17 protein-coding genes and 1 tRNA gene are annotated in these 23552 nt (G+C 35.2%); 5 read left to right on the top strand and 13 right to left on the bottom strand.

The annotated features are described in order from the left end of the window. Positions 1-230 precede the first annotated feature (230 nt). The 6 genes from ACNO7W_RS01025 to ACNO7W_RS01000 form a co-directional block, all read right to left on the bottom strand. On the bottom strand, positions 231-2351 hold the full coding sequence (locus tag ACNO7W_RS01025) for a prolyl oligopeptidase family serine peptidase (RefSeq protein WP_417936682.1): 2121 nt from the start codon (positions 2349-2351) through the stop codon (positions 231-233). Positions 2352-2740: 389 nt separating this feature from the next. Next, positions 2741-4948: a TonB-dependent receptor gene (locus ACNO7W_RS01020; protein WP_417936681.1), complete on the bottom strand. Its 2208-nt coding sequence runs from the start codon at positions 4946-4948 to the stop codon at positions 2741-2743. 143 nt (positions 4949-5091) lie between these two features. Next, on the bottom strand, positions 5092-5439 hold the full coding sequence (locus ACNO7W_RS01015) for a hypothetical protein (protein ID WP_314896232.1): 348 nt from the start codon (positions 5437-5439) through the stop codon (positions 5092-5094). 135 nt (positions 5440-5574) lie between these two features. Continuing rightward, a complete protein-coding gene (locus tag ACNO7W_RS01010) occupies positions 5575-6564 on the bottom strand; it encodes an aspartate-semialdehyde dehydrogenase (protein ID WP_417936680.1) in 990 nt (329 codons plus the stop codon). 294 nt (positions 6565-6858) lie between these two features. Then, positions 6859-7275, bottom strand: a complete 417-nt coding sequence (mscL, locus tag ACNO7W_RS01005) for a large conductance mechanosensitive channel protein MscL (RefSeq protein WP_143387594.1) — start codon at positions 7273-7275, stop codon at positions 6859-6861. A gap of 89 nt (positions 7276-7364) precedes the next feature. After that, positions 7365-9812: a bifunctional UDP-N-acetylmuramoyl-tripeptide:D-alanyl-D-alanine ligase/alanine racemase gene (locus ACNO7W_RS01000; RefSeq protein ID WP_417936679.1), complete on the bottom strand. Its 2448-nt coding sequence runs from the start codon at positions 9810-9812 to the stop codon at positions 7365-7367. 302 nt (positions 9813-10114) lie between these two features. Here ACNO7W_RS01000 and ACNO7W_RS00995 point away from each other — a divergent pair, with 302 nt between their 5' ends. Next, positions 10115-10720, top strand: a complete 606-nt coding sequence (locus ACNO7W_RS00995) for a hypothetical protein (protein WP_417936678.1) — start codon at positions 10115-10117, stop codon at positions 10718-10720. Here ACNO7W_RS00995 and ACNO7W_RS00990 read toward each other — a convergent pair. Further along, positions 10715-11416, bottom strand: a complete 702-nt coding sequence (locus ACNO7W_RS00990; RefSeq protein ID WP_417936677.1) for a porin family protein — start codon at positions 11414-11416, stop codon at positions 10715-10717. The genes ACNO7W_RS00995 and ACNO7W_RS00990 overlap by 6 nt on opposite strands. A gap of 1566 nt (positions 11417-12982) precedes the next feature. Here ACNO7W_RS00990 and gnd point away from each other — a divergent pair. The 3 genes from gnd (at position 12983) to ACNO7W_RS00975 (ending at position 17287) form a co-directional block, all read left to right on the top strand. Further along, the gene (gene gnd / locus ACNO7W_RS00985; RefSeq protein ID WP_417936676.1) at positions 12983-13882 is read left to right on the top strand and encodes a phosphogluconate dehydrogenase (NAD(+)-dependent, decarboxylating); all 900 of its coding nucleotides are present in this window, start codon (positions 12983-12985) and stop codon (positions 13880-13882) included. A 352-nt stretch (positions 13883-14234) separates the two neighbouring features. Further along, positions 14235-15554, top strand: coding sequence for a gluconate:H+ symporter (locus tag ACNO7W_RS00980; protein WP_417936675.1), 1320 nt, complete (start codon positions 14235-14237; stop codon positions 15552-15554). 314 nt (positions 15555-15868) lie between these two features. After that, positions 15869-17287: a gluconokinase gene (locus ACNO7W_RS00975; RefSeq protein WP_417936674.1), complete on the top strand. Its 1419-nt coding sequence runs from the start codon at positions 15869-15871 to the stop codon at positions 17285-17287. 236 nt (positions 17288-17523) lie between these two features. On the opposite strand, the gene ACNO7W_RS00970 is transcribed toward ACNO7W_RS00975, so the two are convergent. The 6 genes from ACNO7W_RS00970 to ACNO7W_RS00945 form a co-directional block, all read right to left on the bottom strand. Continuing rightward, positions 17524-17608, bottom strand: a tRNA-Ser gene (locus ACNO7W_RS00970). Between the two features lie 62 nt (positions 17609-17670). Then, positions 17671-18699, bottom strand: coding sequence for an asparaginase (locus ACNO7W_RS00965; RefSeq protein ID WP_417936673.1), 1029 nt, complete (start codon positions 18697-18699; stop codon positions 17671-17673). Continuing rightward, positions 18689-19825 carry a 1-acyl-sn-glycerol-3-phosphate acyltransferase gene (locus tag ACNO7W_RS00960; protein WP_417936672.1) on the bottom strand — a complete coding sequence of 379 codons (1137 nt, stop codon included), beginning with the start codon at positions 19823-19825 and terminating at the stop codon, positions 18689-18691. Before ACNO7W_RS00960 ends, ACNO7W_RS00965 begins: the two co-directional genes overlap by 11 nt. Before the next feature lie 65 nt (positions 19826-19890). Next, a complete protein-coding gene (locus ACNO7W_RS00955; RefSeq protein WP_143387456.1) occupies positions 19891-20670 on the bottom strand; it encodes a TatD family hydrolase in 780 nt (259 codons plus the stop codon). Positions 20671-20820: 150 nt separating this feature from the next. Continuing rightward, positions 20821-21540, bottom strand: coding sequence for a tetratricopeptide repeat protein (locus ACNO7W_RS00950; RefSeq protein ID WP_417936671.1), 720 nt, complete (start codon positions 21538-21540; stop codon positions 20821-20823). A gap of 2 nt (positions 21541-21542) precedes the next feature. Next, positions 21543-22127, bottom strand: coding sequence for an RNA polymerase sigma factor (locus ACNO7W_RS00945; protein ID WP_417936670.1), 585 nt, complete (start codon positions 22125-22127; stop codon positions 21543-21545). Between the two features lie 347 nt (positions 22128-22474). Between ACNO7W_RS00945 and ACNO7W_RS00940 the strand changes: the two genes are divergently transcribed. Further along, positions 22475-23455 carry a hypothetical protein gene (locus ACNO7W_RS00940; RefSeq protein WP_143387453.1) on the top strand — a complete coding sequence of 327 codons (981 nt, stop codon included), beginning with the start codon at positions 22475-22477 and terminating at the stop codon, positions 23453-23455. Positions 23456-23552 lie beyond the last annotated feature (97 nt).

The following is a 23552-nucleotide window of genomic DNA, read 5'->3' as shown; positions in this document are numbered from 1 at the left end:
TTCGAAATGATTTTAGTCCGCATTACGGATAGTCATATAATTTTTTTATCCTAGAGGTTTAAAAAAACTATTGCTGGACAAACGTCAAAATTTTTCAGAAAACACCAAATCTTTCCATTGGGTTAGCCCCGATTACAGGCGATATCCTTTTTTGAGGCGATTTTTCTTCGCCTCAAAAAAGATAAAGCCGGAAAGCGGGAATAGCTCCTAAAAAAAAATTAGAATAGGTCTTAATTATTTAACTTTTGCAATACGTTTACACCCATATTGTACAAAGTAAATGCTTGGATATCTACATTTTCCTGAATGGTTGCCGCCACGGATTTTCCTGCACCGTGACCTGCATTGATGTCAATTCGGATTAGGGTTGGGTTTATTCCAGTTTGTTTTTCTTGCAATTCGGCAGCAAATTTGAAACTATGCGCCGGCACTACTCTATCGTCGTGATCGCCAGTGGTAATCATCGTAGCCGGATATTGTATTCCTTTTTTTATGTTGTGTACAGGAGAATAGCCTTTAATATAGTCAAACATTTCCTTACTGTCTTGTGCCGTTCCGTAATCATACGCCCAACCTGCACCTGAGGTAAAAGTATGGTAGCGCAACATGTCCATCACGCCTACGGCCGGCAGAGCAACTTTCATCAACTCCGGACGTTGGTTCATAGTGGCACCCACCAACAATCCACCGTTTGACCCGCCACGGATGGCAAGAAATTCAGAGGAAGTATATTTTTGAGCAATCAGATATTCTGCCGCTGCGATGAAATCATCAAATACATTTTGTTTTTGCATTTTGGTTCCCGCATCGTGCCATTTTTTCCCGTATTCGCCACCGCCACGTAAGTTGGGCACGGCAAAAACGCCTCCGTTTTCCATCCAAACGGCATTGGCAATACTGAAACTTGGTGTCAAACTCACATTAAATCCACCATAACCATAGAGCATCGTTGGGTTTGTACCGTCGAGTTTTAATCCTTTTTTATGGGTGATAATCATTGGGATTTTGGTTCCGTCTTTGGAAGTGTAAAACACTTGTTTCGACTCATATTCTTCGCTGTTGAAATCTACTTTTGGTTTTTCATATACGGCTGAAGTTCCCGATTTTGGTTCAAACGAGTAGATAGAACCCGGAGTGATGTAATTAGTGAACGAATAATAGAGTATTTTTTCTTTTTTCTTTCCGCTAAAACCGCCTGCAGTTCCTACACCCGGCAATTGAATTTCACGAACCAATTTTCCAGAATAATCGTATTGTTTCACCACCGAAACGGCATCTTTCATGTAATTCGCAAAGAAATATCCGCCGCCTGTGGATGGAGACAAAACATTCTCAGTTTCGGGAATAAAATCTTTCCAGTTTTCCGGTTTCGGATTGTTGACGTCCACAGTAACGATGCGTTTGTTGGGCGCATTTAAGTCGGTTTCTATGAATAATTTTCCGCCTTCGTTATCAATAATATTGCTATCACTCTTGAAATTATCTACAATGGTCACAATAGGACTGTTGGATTTTGTCAAATCTTTGATGTACAATTCATTTCCATAAGTAGAAGTCGATGCTGTAATGACCAAATAATGATTGTCCTCAGTAACATGTCCGCCTACATAGCGCCGTTTTTGGTCTGCGCCAAAGATAATTTTATCTTGCTTTTGTGGGGTTCCTAACGTGTGATAATACAATTTATGTTGGTCTGTCTTTGCCGATAATTCGCTTCCTTTTGGTTTGTCATAACTGGAATAATAGAATCCTTCGTTTCCTCTCCAAGATACACCGCTGAATTTCACATCAACAAGGGTGCCTTCTATAATTTTTTGGGTGATGGCATCCATGATAATGACTTTTCTCCAGTCGCTGCCGCCTTCTGAAATGGCATAGGCCACTGTAGAACCGTCTTTAGAGAAATCCAATCCGCCAAGGGAAGTAGTTCCGTCTTTAGAAAAAGTATTGGGATCCAAGAAAACAGTTTCTGTTCCTTTCACGTCTTTTCTGTACAACACGGATTGGTTTTGCAATCCATTATTTTTGTAGTAATACGTATAATTTCCTTCTTTGAAAGGCGCACCTATTTTCTCATAATTCCACAGTTTTTCCATTCTTGCTTTTAACACATCACGAAACGGAATTTGGGATAAATAATCATAGGTCACTTTGTTTTGGGCTTTTACCCAAGCACCGGTTTCAGCAGATTTGTCGTCTTCGAGCCAGCGGTACGGATCGGCAAGTTTAGTATCGAAATACACATCAACTGTTTCTCCTTTATTCGTAGTTGGATATTTTATGGGATTTTGGTTTTGACCAAAAGATGCTATTGTAGTTGAAACTGCCATTATTAAAAAGGTTTTTTTCATTAAATTCTGATTTAGGTTGTTACAAAAATAGACAAATAGTTAGTTTTCCTTATGAAAGGAATTCTTAAAAAGAGTTAGTCGCACGAATGCCTTTTTTATTACAGTTCTGTGAATGTCGCAAATTAAAAATCAATTCTTAAATGGACTTATATCCCTTATATGTTGAAAAACACAAACCATGTAAGAAATATAAGTTCATCTAAGTAAAAGCCAATTATGTCCGCATTGTAGACATAATTCAAATAATAAAATCAATCCTTAAATGGACTTATATCTCTTATATGTTGAGAAACACAAACCATGTAAGAAATATAAGTCCATTTAAGTTAAATCCAAAAAACGCTACTCTTTTCGAATAGCCTTTTTGTTTTTTTGCTGAAGCAAATGAATTACAAATTAAAATTCACACCCAAAACCACGTTTCTTCCTATGTTAGGAATTCTATCAGTTTTCAAGCGAGAAAGGTGCGCGATGTATCTTTTGTCTAAAACATTATTCCCGTTCAGGTTGACATCAAAAGCGATTTTCCCCAGTTTTACCTTTCCTCCAAAACCCAGATTCACTAACGAATACCCATTGGATTCCGTTTCAAAACCACTCACATTATTCTGATTGAAAGTCGTGGAAACATTCAAAGTGGCAAAACCATCTTCAAGCCAATTTTTGATTTTGAACTCCGTTCTAATGGTGTTATTCCAATTGTTAGCCGGAATTAACGGCAAATAATCTCCGTTTTGTTTCTTACCGGTTACGTTTTCAAAACTGGTTTCATAATGCAACCAATCCAAAGGATGTGGATGTAAATGCAGTCCTATTTCGCCCCCGTACAATTTGGCATCGTTCTGAATGTAATCAAACACAGCATTTTCATCAATCACAATACCCGTTGGCGATGTATAAATATAATTGTTGACGTGATTGTAAAATCCATTGACAAAAAACTCAAAATGATCAGTTCTGTATTCTAAATTCAAATCAGTTTGTACGTTTTGCTCGGTTTCCAAATCACTGTTTCCTACTTCATAGCGATTTGTTCCTTCGTGAACACCATTGGACGTTAATTCGGCCAGGTTTGGCGCTCTAAAACCGGAAGCGAGATTCAGTCGCAAAGTCAAATCATCGGCCAGATTCGTTTTGTATCCTAACGAAGCATTAAAACTGTCATATGATTTGTCGATAGCTTCAAACGAACCTTCTTCACCGGGAATACCATAGGCTTCAGTAGTGATTTTTCTATTATCAAAACGCAAACCGGCTTGGAGTACATTCGTTTTCCACTCGTAATTAGCGGTTCCAAAAAAACCAAAATCATTTGTAGTCGCATCCGGAATTAAATATTCTTCACCTGAGTTGGTGTTGGTTTGGTGCATTCCCTGAATTCCAAAAATAGTTTCCACTTCCCCTATTATTGGCAAATGGTATTTTGCATCATAATTGAATGTTTTTAGTTTCATGTGCAAAACCGCAACATCACTATCTTCAAATTCACTTCGATCATTGGCAACATAACCCAAATCGACATCCAGTTTTGATTTCTGGAAAAAGAAAACGTTGTTCAAACTCAACAGATGATTAAAAACGCCTTGTTTTGGAAATCCTGTTTTCTTACTAGTGGTTTGTTCCGCAACGCCATCTTCCGGAATTCCTAAATCCAAGTCATTGTAATTGTAACGCAATACACTTGAAAATTTGGCATTGCTGTACCCAATTCCAGTTTTGAAATCAGTTTCATTGTAACGCGTATTGGTTACTCGTTCGCCATCGGCAATTTTATAATCGGAATGGATATTGTAACTTCCACGAGCGAGAAATTTCCAGTTATCAGTAGATGTTTTCAATCCCAAAGAGGAATTACTTCCCAGCGTATTCGAGAAATATTTTTGGCTGAAATTAGTTTTGAATGTACTGGCGTCAGCAAATTTTTCGGGATTAAAATACAAAACGCCACCCAAAGCATCCGAACCATACAACAAAGAAGCCGGTCCTTTAATCACCTCAACACTTTCTATTCCCGAGTCATTTAATCCCAAACCGTGTTCGTCTCCAAACTGCTGATTTTCTATGCGAACACCTTGTGAATACACCAAAACACGATTCCCGCTCAGTCCACGAATTACTGGTTTCCCAATGGAAGTTCCTGTAGAAACCTGCGAAACACCTGGGATGGTGGCCAGTCCTTCTATCAAAGTTGCGGTTCCTTTTCGTTGCATATTTTTGATGCTTTCGTGTTCTACTTTCATCACATTTTGCGATTGTATTTTATTGAAAGCGGTAGAAACAATCACTTCATCCATCTCAAATATTGTTTCTTCGAGGATTACATCTAGTGTATTTTCTTTTTGTAAACTGGTTATGGTTTTATTCTGTGTTCCAAATCCTATGAATGTAAAGGTGAGTTTTAGTTTTCCATTAGGGAGATTGGTCAATGCATATTTTCCGTTCTCATCCGTTGTTGTTCCTTTATGCAATTCTGATGCATATACCGAAACGCCTTTTATAGGCTGACTTTTCATATCGGTTACGGTTCCCGATATTGAATTTTGCGCATGAAGCATCGCCGAAAATCCCAAAAATAGGGCTATAATAAATTTTTTCATTGAAAATGATTGTATTGTTCCTCACCTGAACCCTCTTTCCTCCCCCCGCACCTCCGAAGGAGGGGAGTAAGAAGGAGAGGGAGTCGAGACTGGAATTATTTAGTAAATAAAATAGAAATGATAAGTGCTGAAATAAATTCAACCTAACTATTTACCGGTGGTCCGCGATGAGAATATAAACTTCCTGAAAACGAAATAATCGTTTCCTTGTCAGTAAGAAAATAAGGAATTTCTTTGTGACTGGAGTATAATTGATACGAGAAATTTTTTGGAGAAATGTAACTGCTGGAAGTGAATTCACAAAGCAAACAATGGTCAAAACCTCTATGTTGATGGGTTAATTCTGCCTTATTAGAATCGTGTTTGTGATAACAGACCTTTTCTGAAAGTTTCTTTTCCAGATGCTCATACCCGTGAAACGATTGAAACACTATGGAGAACAACAGTGCAATCGCAAAGAAAAGATTAATTATGAGCTGTTTCTTTTTCATTCGCCACAAAGGTAAGAAAACATAAAAATGTAACCCCTATTTAAAACAAAAAACTACAACTTTTAGCGTTGTAGTTTTTTATAAATAGGTAGAGAGGCACTGCAGTGCCTTTCTACATCAAAATCTAATTTTAGGTTACACCAATTTAGCTGCAATCAAATATTCGGCAATTTGTATCGTGTTTGTCGCTGCTCCTTTTCTAAGATTATCAGCAACAATCCACATATTCAATGTATTTTCCTGGCTTTCGTCACGACGAATTCTACCTACAAAAACATCATCTTTTCCTTGCGCATACATTGGCATTGGGTATGTATAAGTGTCGTTATTATCCTGAACCACCACACCATCGGTATGACGCAAAATATTTCGTACTTCACTTAAATCAAAATCATTGGTGAATTCCACATTCACCGCTTCGCTATGTCCGCCAACAATTGGCACACGAACAGCAGTAGCCGTAACTGCAATAGAATTATCACTTAATATTTTTTTGGTTTCACGAACCAATTTCATTTCTTCTTTGGTATAGCCATTATCTTCAAAAGAATCGCATTGTGGAATCGCATTTCTGTGAATTGGATATTTGTAAGCCATTTCACCTTGAACTCCTGCGTATTCATTTTCTAATTGCTGAACTGCTTTTACACCTGTTCCGGTAATCGATTGGTAAGTAGAAACAATAACACGTTTGATGTTGTATTTTCTATGCAATGGTGCCAAAACCAATACCATTTGAATGGTAGAACAGTTTGGATTTGCAATAATTTTATCTGCTGCGGTCAATTCCTCAGCATTGATTTCAGGAACGATTAATTTTTTGGTTGGATCCATTCTCCAAGCCGATGAATTATCGATAACCGTTGTTCCTGCTGCTGCAAATTTTGGAGCCCATTCCAGTGAAGTATCTCCTCCTGCAGAAAACAAAGCTATATCCGCTTTCATGTCCACAGCAGTTTGCATACCAACCACTTTATATTTTTTACCTTTATATTCTATTTCTTTTCCCACTGATCTTTCAGAAGCAACCGGGATTAATTCTGTTACAGGGAAATTTCTTTCTGCCAATACTTTTAACATTACTTCGCCAACCATTCCAGTAGCGCCTACAACTGCTATTCTCATAGTATATTTTTATTATTGAGTACTAAATTTGAATGGCAAAAGTAAGTAATATTCAAATCAAAACAAGCGTGTTCACAAAAAATAACAAAATGTTATAAATTTAACAAACGAATTATTAAAAGCTTTCAAGCAATCAAATTAATTTTAAAATATTTGAATCTGCGCTTAATTTATTTAAACTATATAATCCATTGTTCTGTTTATTTTAAACAAAAAGAAAAACCGCCTCAATTAAGAAACGGTTTAGTCCTGAAATTAATTCAGGATAAATTAGAATATTATAGTATAGCGGTATTATTTTTTTAATAAATCTCTAATTTGAGTAAGCAATTCTTCCTGTGTAGGTCCAGCTGGAGCAGCAGGTGCAACTTCTTCTTTCTTTCTGGCTTTTTCAGCAGCTCTTAAAATAACAAAAATAAAGAAGGCAATAATAACGAAATTGATAATCGCTTGAACTAAATTTCCATAAGTAATTACTGCAGCTCCGGCAGCTTTTGCAGCAGCTAAAGTTTCATAACTATTCCCATCTAACGTGATGAATTTTTGTGTAAAATCAATTCCACCTGTAAGCAAACCTACAATTGGCATTATAACGTCATCTACAGCAGAGCCAACAATTTTACCAAACGCAGCACCAATAACTACTGCAGTTGCCAAACTCAACACATCACCTTTCATTAAAGAGGCTTTAAAATCACCGAAAAATCCCATAATTAATTTTTTTAGGTTAAAAATATATTTTTGTTAAACGAATTTAATCAAAATTTTAATACAATCAACAGTCGTTTATCCAAAATCAATTACTCTCTATAAAACACCCGTTTCACTCGTTGCGATATACTCGTAAGAATTTCATACGGTATCGTGTTTAACTTTTGGGCAATATAATTCACCGATGGGCTTTCGCCAAAAATAATTGCCGCATCACCTTCCTTGCAATCAATTCCAGTGACATCTACCATTAACATATCCATGCAAATACTACCAAGGATAGTTGCTTTTTCATTTTTAATGGTTACAAATCCGACTCCATTTCCCCACCCTCTCGAAATACCATCTGCATAACCTATAGGAATTGTGGCAATTTTTGTGGGTTTCTCCGCCATAAACCGTCTGCCATACCCCACGCTTTCACCAGCAGGAATGGTTCTGATTTGAGAAATCACGGATTTAAGTGTCCCAACGTTTTCTAAGTATTTCTGTTCCTCATGATCATTTGAAACCCCGTAAAGACCAATTCCTAGGCGAACCATATCGTATTGTGAATCCGGATAATTACTGATTCCCGAAGTATTTAAAATATGCCGAATGGGTTTTATTTGCAATTCGGTCATTAATTTTAAAGATAAATTCTCAAACAAATCAATTTGTGAATGTGCAAAATCTTTGTGTTCTAAATCGTCGCTCGTGGCCATGTGAGACAAAATACTTTTTACTTGAACCGTTTGATTTCCTTTTAAAGTAGCAATCAGATCATCAATCGTATTGTTCTCAAAACCCAAACGATGCATTCCGGTGTCGAACTTAATATGAATAGGAAAATGCTTCAGTTTTTTTTGCTCTGCGATTTTCAGAAACGCACGCAATCCTTTCAAGCTATAAATTTCAGGCTCTAATTGATGTTGAATTATCGCAGCAAAACTGGTTGTTTCCGGATTCAATACCATAATTGGTAAATGAATTCCGCTATTTTTTAACGAGATTCCTTCATCGGCGAAAGCCACGCCCAAATAATCCACTTTGTGATGTTCCAGCAACTTGGCTATTTCAAGACCACCGCTTCCATAACCAAAAGCCTTTACCATCACCATTATTTTAGTTTTAGGTTTCAGCTTTGATTTGAAGAAATTTAAGTTATGACTGATGGCATTCAGGTTAATTTCAAGAACGGTTTCATGTGTTTTCTCTTCTAATAAAGCTACGATTTCTTCAAAATGAAAGGTACGTGCTCCTTTAATCAAAATCGTTTCATTACTAAAATTCAAATCGTCGAAACTAGAAATAAATGCTTCCGTGTTTTTGAAAGTAACACAGTTGGTAAATTTATTTTCGAATGACGAAATGGTTTCACCAATCCCGATAACTCTGGTAATTTTGTTCGATACAATCAATTGGGAAACTTTGGAATACAATTCTCCATTGGACAAACCGCTTTGAAAAATATCCGATAATATTAGCGTCTTCTTTTGACGTTTATTTTGACTTTCCAGAAAATCCAAGGCGATTTTCAGCGATTGAAAATCGGAACTGTAACTATCATCAATAATACTGCAATTATTGATTCCGTTTTTAACTTTCAGGCGCATTTCAACGGGATACAACAATTCCATTCGGTTTTGAATCGTCTTCCCTTCATATTTAAAATACAACAAAACCATCAAACACGAAATTGCATTTTCAATGGAAGCTTTATCCTGAAACGGAATTGTCAATTCGAATGAATCTCCTTTGTATCGGTACTGAATGGTTGTGCTCTCGTTTTTAATTGCCACATTAAAAACAAAAACATCCGCATCTTTAGAATCAAAACTCCATGTAAATGCTTTTGCTTTTTTAGAAATAAAGGAATCAACACTATCATTTTTTTGATAAATGATCACTTCTGAATCTTCAAAAAGCAGCATTTTCTCTTTTATTTTTTCTTCTAAACTCGTAAAACCTTCATCGTGTGCGGAACCAATATTCGTTAAAATCCCAATCGTTGGTTTGATAATGGGTTTCAGTTTTTCCATTTCTGAACCGGTAGAAATCCCTGCTTCAAAAATCCCAAGATTGTGTTGCTCATTAATTCCCAGCACTGATAAAGGAACTCCAACCTGTGAGTTATAACTCTTTGGACTTCGAATAATATTATAATCCGGACTCAGGAGAAAGTTCAACCATTCCTTTACTATCGTTTTACCGTTACTTCCAGTCAATCCGATAATAGGAAAATGAAAAAGACTGCGATAATACGCTGCGAATTCCTGCAAGGCTTCCAATGTATTTCTGACAACCAGAAAATTGGCTTTGGCTTCACAGCCTTCAGGAATATGGGTAACTACGAAGTTTTGAACGCCTTTTTCAATTAAATCTTTAATGTAAACGTGCGCATCATTATTACTTCCAACCAATGCAAAAAACAAGGTTTGCGAACCATTTTGCAATGAGCGACTGTCGATAGAAATAGTATCAATTGAAATGGTACTGTTGTTGCCTACAAATTCAGCCTGAATTTGAGGAATAATATTTTGGATTTTTAGACTCATTGGTTTGCAACGCGAATGACGGCGATTTTACTGATTGACACGAATTTTTAAATCGAAAAGAAAGAAGCGTCACTTTTGCGTAAGCGCAGCAATTAATTGGTCTCTTTCTAAAACTTCTTCAAAAATAACACTTCTTTTCAAAATGAAGACTTCTAAACGTTACAATTTATAGCTATTTCTGTTTATTAAAACTCGAACGAAATCTCATTCTAAAGCATTGTAAAAGTTAAAAACACCATAAACTTACGCTAACTATTTTATCAGAATCGTTATATTTGTTAGTCCAAACAACACTAGAAATCTTGAAAAAAATCCTGCCGATATTCTCTTATATTTTTCATCCGATATTCATACCGGTAATGGCGACCTTGGTTTACCTTTTTTTCAACATTTCTTTTTTTGTGAATCAGGAAAAACTTTTCGTATTATTCCAAATCTTAATTGTTACAGTAATCATTCCCATTCTGCTTTTTTTACTATTACGTGCAACGGGAAAAATTGATTCTATCATGGTTACCGAAGTCTCACAACGTAAAATCCCACTGATAATTCACTGTTTTCTCCTTATTCTATTGGTTCGAAAAAGCATCACTTTGGATCGATATCCCGAATTGCATTTTTTCTTTTTGGGAGCATTGATGAGCACTTTACAAGCATTAGTATTGTCGTTTTTTAAGACAAAAGCCAGTCTTCATATGATGGGCATAAGTTCCTTAACCGTTTTTGTTATGGGATTAAGTATACATTATCAAATCCAGAATAGCTTTATGATTACGCTTCTAATACTAATGAATGGTTTTGTGGCTTCATCCCGTTTAGAAATGAAAGCCCATACCCCTTCTGAATTGATTCTTGGTTTTCTTTTAGGAAGTGTGCCGCAGCTGCTTTTGTTGTATTTATGGCTATAAAATGTAGAAAATAATTCCAATATTCAATGATTTCATATCGATGGGCTGTCCATCAATTTTTGCGGATTTGAATAGGGAATTCAAACCATAATAGGCATATACATTTATTGTATTATAACCTGATGAAATATAAACACCGTATAGCAATTTATTAAAATCCTTATTGCTCGAAACAACTATTTTACCTTGAGCGTCATTGAAAATAGATCTGTCATAGATTAAATAACTCAATTTAACTCCTCCGTAAATTCTCCAAAACTTATAACTCTCATAGGTTGATGATCTCCATCTGAACTCAATAGGCACATCTACTAATAGTTGTGAAAATTTGTTTTTACTAAAACTTGTATTGGCATCAATAATCGAATAAACCGGCGTTTGATCCGTTTTATAAATCGAAAGATTTTGATTGTAATTATTATAAGTAAAACCAATTCCGGATGCTATTGCAATGGTTCTATTTTTATTTATAGGCATATCCCTAAGAAAACCAGCCGAAAAACCAGTTGATAATTTACTCTGAGATAAACCCGCAGGTTTGTTTTGCAATGTGTTAAAAGTTAATCCAAAATAAAACTGATCTTCTCTATATAGTGAATCAATTTTTACTTTTGGTGCATTTTCAGGAGTCACTTTTTCTTGTGAAAAAATATTGAAAACGGATAAGAAAAGAAAACAACTAAGAAATAATCGCATATTGTTATTTTTGTTTAATGGTTGCTTCATAGTTCGTCTTAAATACATTCTTCGATTCAGTTATTCTAGCTATACAAATATAGGATTTTTGGAAGGTTCCTGATACGTATTACTTTCAAAAAACAACTTCAATTCACAAACAGGACAAAAAAACCCCCACTAAAAAAGATTTAGCGGGGGTTTTATTTGCATATTCAAACCTTACTTTCTGAACTCGAACCGAAAGAGCGTTTATTTATAGTACTAAAATTAATTTCTTATGTGCTGGCAAAGATTGAAAATGTATATTATACTTTGTGGGAACGTACAACATGGGATTTATAATCATTAATAATTGTTATTATTCGACTATCTGTTCTCGTGTGTATAAACTTTTTTAGTCATGTAATAAGGCAAAATAACTTCTTCTTTAAAAACAGAGAAGGTAATTATAATATTCCCCTTCTGATTTTAAATTTATTTTACTTTAAAATCTCAAAATCTGAATTTAAGTATTTTTTGATCTACAAATAATATTTAAAGCAGCTATATGTATAGTCCCTGTTGGTATCGTTTATTAGTTTTTATTTATTCTTTGCGACTTATTATGAAAAATCATAAATTTCGCAAAAAAAAATTAACATTAAAATAGCCACCGATAAACTCGCAGCAGCAACAAAAAATCCACCTATGAACAAGAATACATCGTTTTGCTTATTGTCTATTTCCATCTTTTAATTATTTTTTTAATACACTTTTTTTAACTGTTTCTTTTAACTACGCATTAAATACCCTAAATATTTTTTGTGCCCTCAACTTTTTCAACCAAGCGTTTAAAGTAATTTCTGAAAATTTATTTAAGAGCGTTATGAGTTTTAATTCGTTACTCTAAATTACATTTTTTTATCTTAAACTACAAATATCATCGACTAAATACATGATAAAATTATATATATAATATTTTTCTTACTTTTATGTTTTAAATATTTATCTTTTAAAGATGATTTTCCCTAGAATATGGAATTCTTTAAATTAAAAAATTAATCCAAGTACATGACAAAAATTGAAACAGATTGATTTTCAATGTTTCAAAACCAAAAAACAGGAATTTCTTTATGCTTTCGATAAGAAAACACTCTTAATGCACTCAATAATGGGAGAACTTAAAAAAAAGGAGATTCAAACAATCGAGAATATTTGGTTAATGGTAAAGTTCAACTATAGATAAATGTGTGAAACAAATTTAAATTAACATATTGATTTGTATAATACCATTTTATCTATTAATTTACTGGAATAAATTTGTTGTTGATTATTGTCAGGTTGAGCCCATTCGACTTCGCTCAGGACAGGCTATAGTCGAAACCCTATTTATACTATAAAATATCAAAAAAAATCTCGACTATAGCCTGTCCTGAGCTTTTGACGAAGGGCTCGATTTGACATTATAAAGTCACAGTATTTTCAAAGATTAAATATTTTTATAAAAAATCGCTTGTTAAAAAATTAAAACCAATATTTTTACTTGAAAAAGATTTTGATCGATTACTCAAAAACATCTTCAAATTACATTTAAAACTAAAAACAATGCAAATTGGAATTATAGGATTAGGAAAAATGGGCTTCAACCTTGCCCTTAACTTACAACGAAATGGTTACGAAGTAGTAGCTCAAGATGTCAATACAGACTTCGTAGTGAAAATAGGTCAGGAAGGAATTAGCACCGCACATTCGGTACAGGAATTATGTCAAAAACTGAACGATCGAAAAGTCATTTGGCTGATGGTACCCGCCGGCGAAATTGTGGATGCAGTTATCACTTCCCTGATTCCTTTTTTAGAAAAAAAGGACATTATCATTGACGGTGGAAATTCAAACTATAAAGATTCCAAACATCGCTATTCCCAACTGAAGGAACTTGGCATTGACTTTTTGGACTGTGGAACTTCGGGAGGAACTTCGGGTGCTTTGAATGGTGCTTGTACGATGATTGGCGGAGACGCAGCAGTATTTGAATATGTAGCACAAGTTTTCAAGGATATTTCTGTTGAAAATGGACATTTATATACTGGTGCAGCGGGAAGTGGTCATTTTACCAAAATGGTTCATAACGGTATCGAATATGGTATGATGCAATCCATCGCTGAAGGTTTTGAGGTTTTTGAACATTCCGAATTTGATATTGATTTCGAAAAAACGGCCAAACTATTCAATCATGGTTCCGTGGTTCGCAGTTGGTTAATGGAATTAACAGAAAATGCCTTTTCGAAAGACCCACATTTAGACAGTATTAAAGGAATCATGCATTCGTCTGGTGAAGGAAAATGGACACTTGAAACCGCATTGGATTTAGGCGTTCCTACTCCAGTTATTGCTCTTTCGATCATGATGCGCTACCGTTCCCAAATGCAGGATACCTTCTCCGGAAAAGTTGTTGCTGCACTTCGAAATGAATTTGGCGGTCATGCAGTCGAGAAAAACGAATGATAGAAATCTTTTTACTTTATTTAACGTTTAAAAAACAATCTCGACTGCGCTACCATTGACGTTTTTTCAAAACTAATATAAAACCTATCGTATGGACACAAATAGTAAAGGTTAAATTTGAACACGAATTCCACTAATTTTCACAAATCTATGCGGCTAATACAGTTCGTGTAATTAATTTCACGAATGAATTCGTGGCAATTCGTGATCCCGAAGCGTCGGGACGTGTTTATTTTTAGACTTATGTCCAGACGATAGGTATAATACGTCATTTTATATTGCTTTTTTTGTAAAAAATTAAACCTCGATTTGACAGCCATTATATGATTTCTAATTTATCACATTCCAGTCTATGTCCATATTGATCTTAATTGTAAGTATCCTTTTATTACTTGTTTTGATATCCGCAGTAAAACTCAATGCTTTTATTTCATTGATAATTGCTTCTTTTTTTGTGGGAATTACCAAAGGCATGCTCTTTCCTGACATTATTAACTCACTACAACAAGGGATTGGGAGTACATTAGGTTCTTTGGTTTTGATTATTGCTTTAGGAGTTATATTGGGAAATATCCTTTCGGACAGTGGTGCGGCACAACGAATAAGCTCGGCAATGATTGATGCTTTTGGAATCAAACATATTAAATGGGCGATGTTGCTTACTGGCTTTGCGGTAGGAATTTCGATGTTCTACAATGCCGGATTTGTAATTTTGATTCCAATGGTTTTCGCTGTCGCAAAAAGTACTAAACAGCCTATAATTTATCTTGGAATTGCCATGGCTTCAGCACTTTCGGTGACACACGGTTTTTTGCCGCCTCATCCAGGACCAACGGCCATTGCCGTTATTTTTAAAGCTGACATTGGTCAAACTTTATTATACGGATTGGTAATCGCGATTCCTACTTTACTGATTTCCGGAATTATTTTTCCGGAATTCATTAAAAAAATCGTCTCCAATCCACCTAAAGGATTATTTGAAAGCAAGACATTCACTGAAAACGAAATGCCCACATCCGGCATCAGTTTTCTAGCCGCTTTAACTCCTGTAATCTTAATGGGATTAGCCACAATAAGCGAATTAACCTTAGCTGAAACATCTTCTTTGCGTCATATACTTGGATTCATTGGAAATCCAACAACTTCAATGCTTATTGCGGTATTGTTTGCAATTATTTTTTTAGGCATCAATCGGGGTAGAAAAATGCAGGACATTATGGATAAATCCAGTTCGGCGCTGAGTTCCGCCACAATGATTATTATGATTATTGCAGCCGGTGGTGCTTTCAAACAATTATTAATTGACAGCGGCATTGGTACTGATTTAGCTGTTTTTTTCAAACAATCGACACTTTCTCCTTTACTTTTAGGTTGGTTAATCGCAACTATTATTCGCATTGCGTTGGGTTCAGCAACCGTAGCTGGATTAACTGCAGCAGGAATTGTTCAGCCTTTGGTCGTTAGTTCCGGAATAAGTCCGGAATTGATGGTATTGTCTATAGGAGCAGGAAGTTTAATGTGTTCGCATGTGAATGACACGGGCTTCTGGATGTTTAAAGAGTATTTTGGAATCAGTATTTCGGATACTTTCAAAACATGGACCGTCATGGAAACCATCATTGGAGTTATGGGATTAGCAGGCGTACTGTTACTGAATTTATTTGTGGGATAAAAAATAATTAAACCATATAAGAAATATAAGAACATATAAATTACGTTCTGTTTTGGACACAAGACAATTCCTTGATTCCACAATATTTATCTCTATTTTTTTACCTTACATACCCTTATTTTTTTATATGTTTGAAAAATTTAGCCTGTTGTTTAAGAAAATAAGTAATTTGATTAAAATAATGTCGTATATGTTTTTAGAGGCAAACTACATAGTCATTGAGGGTTTGACCCTATAAAATACGACAATATATCGTTCCTGTTACTTATACGTTTTAAGATGTCTATAAATAATTAAATTTATCTAAAATAAAAATGGAGCAGTTTTACATAGGAATAGACATTGGCACCACGGCAACTAAAGCGGTGTGTTTTGACAAGACAGGGAAAGTGATTCGTCAATTTACCCAGTCCTACTCTATGTATCATCCAAAACCAGATTGGAGCATACAAAAACCGAATGGAATTTTAACGGCTGTTTTAGAATGCATTCAGGAAATTACAAAAGATATTCAACCTCAATTCATCAGTTTTAGTTCGGCTATGCAAAGCATCATGGCTATAGACAATACTGGAAATCCTCTTACCGATGCGATTCTGTGGGCCGACAATAGGGCGCATTCATTAGCCGAAGCACTAAAAGAATCAGAGCAAGGGAAAAGTTTTTATCAAAAAACAGGAATCCCAATTCACACTTTTTCACCAATGACCAAAATTGCTTGGCTAAAAGAGCATGATGCAATAAATTTTTCAAAAGCTTTCAAATTTATCAGTATCAAAGAATACATTTGGCATCATCTTACTGGCGAATATGTAATTGATTCCTCCATGGCATCGGGTACTGGCTTGATGAACATTCATAAGCTACAATGGGAATCGAATATTTTGGATTATTTAAAAATAGAAGAATCTCAACTTTCCACTATTATTAGTTCAACGCATCAAAGCAAAGGGCTTTCAGATAGCTTTAATTACATTCTTGGTGGCGGCGATGGGGTATTGGCAAATTTAGGAACCGGAGCAATGGAAACAGGGCGTATGGCTTTATCCATTGGAACCAGCGGTGCAGTGCGTTTACCAATTGACAAACCTTTTATTGATTCCCAAATGCGAACGCAATGTTATCATTTGATGGACAATCAATACTTGAAATTAGGAGCGGTTAATAATGGTGCGATTGTTTTACAATGGCTAAAAGAATCTATCTTAAAAACGGACGAATCTTTTGAAGAACTTTTTGAACAAGCTAAAACAATTCCTGCGGGATCCGAAGGTTTACTTTTTGTTCCTTATTTATTAGGCGAAAGAGCTCCTATTTGGGATGCTTCCGCTCAGGGAACACTTTTGGGCATCCTAATTATCCATACCAAAGCCCATTTGATTCGAGCCACATTGGAAGGCATTTTATTTGGATTGTTGAGCATTACTGAAATCTTACTTCCTGATTTCGAAAAAAGACACGAAACGACAATAATGGCTAGCGGTGGTTTTGGAAAAAGTGAACTTTGGTTGCAAATGGTCGCTGATATTTTTCAAATGAAAGTAATCGTGGCCGAAACAATTGAAGCTTCTGCTTGGGGAGCTGTTTTAATTGGGTTTAAAGCTACCGGCATTACTATTCCAAATCATAACAGAATTGGAAAAACCTTTTTGCCAAATAAAGAGTATAAAGAAATCTACGAACAGAATTTTGAGAAATTTAAACGGGTTTATCCTTTGTTGAAAGATATTTAAAAACGAACCTTTTAAATTAATCCTAAATGTCTGCTATAACAAAAAAATTTGTCACGCTATAAACCTTTTCAATTAGGGATTAACTTCGTTGATCCCAAGAGGGGCGTCTCACAAAGAAATCAATGCTTGGCATTTCATGCCTGATCCTTTTTTCTTTTATACGCTTAGACAAACAAAAAAGTTTGTCACGCTATAAAACAAAAAATGCTCCCCTTTCAGGAAGCATTATTTCTTTGCAGAGAGAATGGGATTCGAACCCACGTTATGTTACCATAAACACGCTTTCCAAGCGTGCGCCTTCAGCCACTCGGCCACCTCTCTATTTTTATTTAAGGTTGCAAAGAACACAAAAAAAACTGACTTAGAAAAGTAAAAACTGAATATTATACCATTTCGCCTCGTAAAGCTGTTTCAAAGATAGTTTTGAAGTCTTTTGGAGCAATTTTTTGGCTCAATAAATACATTAATTTTGTGATTGCCGCTTCGGTAGTGATGTCTTTACCTGAAATCACTCCTATTTTTTTCATTCCAGTACTAGTTTCATAATGTCCCATACTAACGCTTCCTCCAGAACATTGGGTAACATTGATGATGTATAATCCTTTCTCAATCGCTTTTCTTAAAAGGCCTATAAACCAATCTTCAGTAGGAGCATTTCCGGCTCCATAGGTTTCTAAAATAATTCCTTTAAGATTTTGAATATTAAAAATAGCTGATAAAACAGTTTCACTTATTCCGGGAAACATTTTTATAATGGCCACATGATTGTCTAAAATTTTATGAACCTTTAATTTTCTAACCCTTGGTATTGGTAAAAATAATTCGGGATTCATATTTAGATGTACGCCAGATTCTACCAAAGAAGGGTAATTCGGGGATGTAAATGCTTTGAAATGTTCTGCATTTATTTTTGTCGTTCTGTTACCACGATATAATTTGTATTCAAAATAAAGACAAACTTCTCTTATAACCGGTTTTCCATTTTCACGTAAAGAAGCAATTTGAATTGCAGTAATCAGATTCTCTTTGGCATCCGTACGTAAATCCCCAATAGGCAATTGTGATCCGGTAAAAATGACTGGTTTTGATAAATTTTCGAGCATAAAACTCAACGCCGATGCCGAATACGACATCGTATCCGAACCGTGGAGCACTACAAATCCATCAAATTCAGCATAATTGTCTTCGATAATCGAAGCAATTTTAGCCCACTCTTGAGGATTCATATTCGAGGAATCGATGGGGTTTTCAAAAGAAATAGTCTCTATCTCGCAGTCCAATTGTTTCAATTCGGGAATTCTCTGCAATAATTTACTAAAATTAAAAGCCTTGAGCGCACCCGTTTCAAAATCTTTCCTCATACCAATGGTTCCACCAGTATAGATTAGAAGTATTTTGGCTTTAGATAACATTGTGGTATTTTAATTTATTCACTACAGGATTGGCATACATCGCAAGAAACCCTTCCAAAGCTACTGGATTATCATGGTCAATACGCATTTCTAACCTACGCCCAAAAAGTGATTTTTCGTTTTCTGTGTATAAATGCGAATAGGTATTGGTTTTATTAACGATATCATACGCGATATAATTCGTTGGCCACAACTTATAATTGCTTAATATCGCATCATCAATAACTTGTGCTAATGCTACTATCTGCTTGTTCGAATTGTCATTTTCAGCAATAATTGCATCTATTTCTGTATCTAAAACTTTCCCTACGTGAATATGAATTCTTTTCTTCTGTCCCAAAGCACCACTAAGAATTGTCATGAAATCTTCATTTTTTTCTTTAATGTAAACTTCATTATTGGCTTCAGCCATTAATTGAGGCATTTTCAAAGCATCAGTCGGATCATATTCATACGAAATAGAAACGGGCACAATTTTGATTTTCTTGAAATAATCCATCAAATTCTTTTCATCAGAAGCCATACCCAGCATTTTCAAAACACCTGGATTTGTAGCATCATTCCCATCTTTAGTCCTTCCTTCACGTTGTGCAATCCAAACCGAACGGTTTTCATGAAGCAACAAATGACCAATATATTCTGACAAGAGCTTTGAACTTTGTAACATATCCCTTGGCGTTAAGCCCCGTTGAACAAGAAAATTACGGTTCAGTTTTGCCAATATCTTTAAAAAAGATTTTTTTACTAAATTATCTCCAATTGCCGAAGCCGTCATCACTAATCCGTGCTCAAATAAAGCAGCATTCAATAAAGTGGTATCTAAAAGAATGTCACGATGGTTCGAAATAAATAAATAAGAGGTATTCGGTTCTAAATTTTCGAAGCCTGAAGTTGTCAATCCTTCGGAACTTTTTTCCAGTACCTTTTGAACTGATTGATAGATAAAATTGCATTGAAAATCACGAATAGAATGCGTTTTTCTGAGTTGTTCTTTCCAAACTTCGTCAGCAACATCTGGAAAAGAAAAATTCATTAATGCCTTCATCATCGGATGATGAATCACATCTTGAAGAGCCTCGTTTATTTCGGAGTCATAAAATGGCCGAATAGCGTCAAATTTCTGCATTGTTAGTTTTCTATGTTTGTGTGGACAAATGAACAAAAAAAAAGTTAAAATAAAGTAAATTTGTTTTAAATCCCAAAAATTGCTTTAGAATTCTCCGTTGTTATTGCCGCAATTTCATTTGGCGTTAGACCATAAATTTCGGATAACTTGTTTACAACATTTACAAGATAGCTGCTTTCATTTCTTTTTCCTCTATAAGGAATGGGCGCTAAATAAGGGGAATCCGTTTCTAAAACGATGTGTTTCAAATCTATTTGATTCAAAAATTGATCAATTTTTCCGTTTTTGAAAGTAACTACACCACCTATTCCAAGCTTCATATTATACGAAATTGCCTGTAATGCTTGCTCATAAGTTCCAGAGAAACAATGAAAAATTCCGAATAAGTCAGCTGATTTTTCGGCTTCCAGAATTTCGAATATGGCGTCAAAAGCTTCGCGGCAATGAATCACGATAGGCAACTTATATTGTTTTGCCAGTTGAATTTGTCTTCTGAAAGCAATTTGTTGCTGTGGCAAATGCGTTTTATCCCAATACAAATCAATTCCAATTTCGCCAACGGCATAGAATTTTCTTTTCGCCAATTCCTCTTCCACATGTTGCAACTCTTCCAGATAATTGTCTTTTACATAAGTAGGATGCAAACCCATCATCAAGAACACATTATCAGGATATTTTTTTTCCAATTCGTACATTGAATCCGTGCAAGTAGAATCGATTGCAGGAATGAAAAAACGGGAAACTCCGGCATCGATGGCTCTTTGAATCATTTCGTTTCGGTCTTGATTGAATTCCTCAGAATATAAATGAGTATGCGTATCGGTGATTATTGTTTTTGTTTCCAAGTCTAAAGTTTAAGGTTACAAAGTTGCGAAGTTTTTTAAAATTTAACCACAAAAGTCACAAAAGAAAAAAAGATACTCAAGAAAATTCTTTTGTATCTTTTTGTTGTACTAATAAAAGTGCTTCTTTTGTGACTTTTGTGTTAAAAAAATCTAATCCAATTCCTTTAATAATTCCTGGACTTGATCATAATCCTCGTAATCCGAAGGAATCGTCAACAGGATTTCCTTACATGATTTATAGTCTTTCTGTTTTAGTTTAGACAAGGCAAGACTCCAAATCGCTTTATTTTTATAAATGGAAGTTCCTGCTTTCAGTTCATTAAAAACAGCTTCAGCTTCTTGAATTTGATTGACTTCCAACAATGAAATTCCATAAAAATATTGAATTTCAGGTGTTTTTTTCTCTTTCAAAACCGCTTCAAAAAACGGAATGGCTGCTTTATAATTTTTTGCATTGAAAGTTTCTCCTGCTTGTTTCAAATTTTTATCAACATCCCCTCTTTCGGTAAAATAAGCATTCTCATATTGATTAAAATCTTCAAAATTTGGATTTGGATTAAAAAGAAATAAGCCAATCAAAACAGCAACTGATGCGGCAACTAAATAAATCCAAGGCTTGAATCCGATTACTTTTGGTTTCGAAGCTTTAAAATGCGCATCAGAAATCGATTTTAAATTTTCTTTGAAACTGTCAAACTCATCGGCATTACCAAATTTATTTTCCAAGTGAAGATTCAATTCCTTGAAAGTGTCAAATGCTGAAGCCAGTTCCGGGTCTTCAGACAATTGGTTCTCGAACTTTACTTTTTCTTCGGCGGACAATTCGTCTTGAAGATATTGATCGAATACGATGTAGCGTTCCTCGTTCATGGCTAAGTTATTTTTAAAGATTTAAAACGATTGTTTTCCTGAATCCACTGGGTTAACTGCCCTGTACACAATGATTTTTTCTTGCGGACATAACCGTAAGTCACATTTAGTTTCTCCGCCACCTCCTCCATAGATTTAATGGTAAAACTCAATTTCAACAACTCTTGACATTTGTCTCCCAGTTTTTGAAACATCGCATCAAAAAGCTGTTGTTTCTCCTCGAATGCTTCGGTTTGCGTGACCATTTCCTCAGTGGGTTCATTATTAGATGCGAAATCCTCGTCAATTGTTACCCCTTTATTCGAAGACTTTTTCAATTCATTCAACCATTTTCTTTTGCATAACAAAAAAAAGTACGCATCAAACGGGCAAGTAAGTTGCAATTTATTGGCTTTAGCCTGATTAAAAAGCAAAATCATGATTTCCTGAACCACATCTTGGGCCTGATCTTCATCGCCTGAATTATTCCTTATATAAGAAACCACTTTGGGAACAAACTTCTTATAAATCGATTGGATGATTGCCGAGTTATTATTAGCAAGACCCTCTATATAAATTTGATCGGGATGAATCGCATTGTTAGCCATAAAAAACTTTTTATTAGCTAATGTAAAAAAGAATCTGAAATAAATTCAGATTAAAGGGGTAACAATTATAAAACCAATTTGATATAACCATATAAAACAATAAGAATCAATATATGAAAAGACACTTAAAAAAAATCGGACGCCTCTTCATTAATAAACTTTGGGCATTAATTACTCGATAATAAAAAATTCAAAAATAAAGGGTAACAATTTAAACCGGAAGTTGATATAACAATGAAACCCAAGTAAACAACAAAAAAATATTTTGAAAACTGGGGTAACAATTACAAAACCAAAAGCATCTATTACTAAAAACTATTAAACAACAATTTAAAAAATTAGAAACCATGAAATCAAATTTAAAAAACATCGGATTATTATTCTTAGCAACAATCGCTTTAGTTAGCTGTAACAACGATGACGACGACGCAACTATTTTACCTCCATCGGCCGCAGAATTTGCAGCCGTCAGAAAAGAAGCTCTAGAAGCACAAACCCAAAAATTTACGATGACTGCAGGAACTGGAGTAATCACTTTAACCTCCGCAAAAGGAGTGAAAATAAACATAAACGGTGACTGTTTGACCAAAGCAGGAAACCCAGTAACAGGAACCGTTGACGTAGAATTCGTTGAACTATTCGACAAAGGAAATATGCTGGTAACTAATAAACCAACTATGGGTATAATGGCAGATGGAAATAGAAATTTATTGATTTCCGGCGGAGAATTCTTTATCAAGGCAACACAAGGTGGTGTTGCACTTGCAACTACCTGTAACATCAATCTAATGGTTCCCGCAAGTTTGACAGACGGTGTAGATGCTGCAATGACATTCTGGACTGGAATTATAGATGCTAATGGAGACTTAGCCTGGAAAGATGCCAGAGATGCAGCTGGAACAAATGGCGGTAAAGGCGGTGTACAAGCAGAAGGAAATAACTATTATGTGTCCTTTGGAAATTTTGGCTGGACAAATGTTGATAAATTTTACAGCGACCCAAGGCCTAGAACCACCATTCTTGCTGACGCTCCTGACGGTTACGATAACAACAATAGCGCGATTTATTTATCTTACGATGGCGAAGGACAAAATGCACTTGCAAAATTAGACACCTACACGGCAGCCGGATTATTCAGCGAACACTACGGTCAAATTCCAATAGGTTTAGCATGTCACGTGATTTTTGCAACCGAAGATAACGGACAATGGAGATACGCCATCAAAGCCGTTACCGTTCAGGCAAACGATGTGTACACTTTCACTTTAGCCGAAACAACTTTAGGTACCGAAGCCCAATTAGTAGCCGCAATCAATGCAATACAATAACTTCCAAAATAAATTTTTAAAAAAGTGGTGATTTGCTCACCACTTTTTTTTACTTTTAAAAAATAATTTCAATTTATCCTGAGTCATTTTGAGAACA

This window comes from Flavobacterium sp. ZB4R12 (assembly GCF_048276375.1).
Classification (GTDB): Bacteria; Bacteroidota; Bacteroidia; order Flavobacteriales; family Flavobacteriaceae; genus Flavobacterium; species Flavobacterium gawalongense.
Note: the sequence above shows the minus strand (reverse complement) of the source record. Positions and strands in the feature narration are given on the sequence as shown.